The sequence below is a fragment of the Undibacterium sp. Ji22W genome (genome assembly GCF_049340305.1).
In the GTDB taxonomy this organism is placed as follows: Bacteria; Pseudomonadota; Gammaproteobacteria; order Burkholderiales; family Burkholderiaceae_D; genus Undibacterium.
Map to the genome: position 1 here is coordinate 1 of NZ_JBMPOU010000047.1, position 228 is coordinate 228.

Genomic DNA, 228 nt, shown 5'->3' on the forward strand with positions numbered 1-228 from the left:
AGGTGACCGTGAAGGTCGCTGTGCCAGCCGCTTCGTTGACGATCACGTCGTTGATCGACAAACTTGGTGTTGCATCGTTGTCTGTGATCGTGCCCGTACCTGTTGCCGACGCATTCGTGGTTGTACCCGCCGTGCGTGTTGCCGTTAAGACGAAGGTTTCGTCGAGCTCATCCAACAAATCTTCCGTCACTGGTGTACGTACCAAGACACTCGTCGCGCCTGCGGCAA

General features: G+C 56.1%; 1 pseudogene. It reads right to left on the minus strand.

The window, feature by feature from the left end:
* Nucleotides 1-228 (minus strand): annotated as a pseudogene (locus tag ACO0KW_RS20535) (hypothetical protein); the annotation flags it as partial.